This is a genomic window from Streptomyces sp. NPDC001492 (genome assembly GCF_053597275.1).
In genome coordinates this window covers 1-1293 of the sequence record NZ_JBSFHW010000119.1, presented here as the reverse complement: position 1 = coordinate 1293, position 1293 = coordinate 1, and the positions used below count along the sequence as shown (strand labels likewise).

The 1293-nt window shown below is 64.0% G+C and carries 2 protein-coding genes; both read right to left on the bottom strand.

The window, feature by feature from the left end; all coding sequences use genetic code 11:
• Positions 1–863: alpha-amylase family glycosyl hydrolase (locus tag ACWC1K_RS50665; protein WP_450753558.1), on the bottom strand; the 863-nt coding region annotated here is incomplete at its 3' end.
• 25 nt (positions 864–888) lie between these two features.
• Positions 889–1293 (bottom strand): alpha-glucosidase C-terminal domain-containing protein (locus ACWC1K_RS50660; protein ID WP_450841002.1); only part of this gene is annotated, 405 nt, incomplete at its 5' end.

Sequence of the window (1293 nt, the reverse complement as noted above, 5' to 3'; positions counted from 1 at the left end):
AAGTGGAATGCCATGTGGCATTCGTCGCCGCCGCTCTGGAAATCGCCGAAGTAGTCGACGACGTCCTCCGGCCACTGGTTGGCCTCGGCCAGCAGCACGGTGTCCGGATACATCGCGTCGATCTCGCGGCGGACGCGCCTGAGGAAGGCGTGGGTGGCGGGCAGGTTCTCGCAGTTGGTGCCCTCGGCCGCGTACAGATAGGGCACGGCGTCCAGGCGGAATCCGTCGATGCCCAGGTCCAGCCAGAAGCGCAGAGCGGCCAGGATCTCCTCCTGGACGGCCGGGTTCTCGTAGTTGAGGTCCGGCTGATGGGAGAAGAAGCGGTGGAAGAAGTACTGCCCGCGGACGGGATCGAAGGTCCAGTTGGAGACCTCGGTGTCGACGAAGATGATCCGCGCGTCGGCATACTGCTTGTCGTCATCGGCCCACATGTAATAGTCACCGTAGGGGCCGTCCGGGTCTTTTCTCGATTCCTGGAACCACGGGTGCTGGTCGCTGGTGTGGTTCATGACGAAGTCGATGATGACGCGCATGCCGCGCTGATGGGCGGCGTCGACGAATTCGACGAAGTCGGCGAGGTCACCGAATTCGGGCAGGACCGAGGTGTAGTCGGAGACGTCGTAACCGCCGTCGCGGAGCGGTGACTTGAAGAAGGGCGGCAGCCACAGGCAGTCGACGCCCAGCCACTGCAGATAGTCCAGCTTGGCGGTGATCCCCTTGAGGTCGCCGATGCCGTCGCCGTTGCTGTCCTGGAAGGAGCGGACGAGGACCTCGTAGAAGACGGCACGCTTGAACCACTCCGGGTCCCGGTCCTTGGCGGGAGTGTCCTCGAAGGTGTCCGGGACGGGCTGGTTGACAGTCATGTCGCTCTGAATCTCCGATCGGTGGCTACGCGGACGACTGCTGGATGTGGAACACGTGTGCCGGGGCCCGCCCGGGATCCAGGCGCACATAGTTGGTTCTGCCCCAGTGATAGGTCTCACCCGTCAGTTCGTCGTGCGCGGACATGAATGCGTGCCACTCCAGACCGAGTTGCGGCATGTCCAACGAGACCGTGGCCTCCTGGGTGTGGTGCGGGTCGAGGTTGACGACGACGAGGACCGTGTCCTGGCCCGTGGTCTTGCTGTAGGCGATGACCATGTCGTTGTCGGTGTGGTGGAAGCGCAGGTTCCTGAGGCGCTGGAAAGCCGGATGGCGCCGTCGGATGGTGTTGAGCCGGGTGATGAGGGGGGTGATGGTGCGGCCTTCGCGTTCGGCCGTTTCCCAGTCGCGGGGGCGCAGCTGGTATTTCTC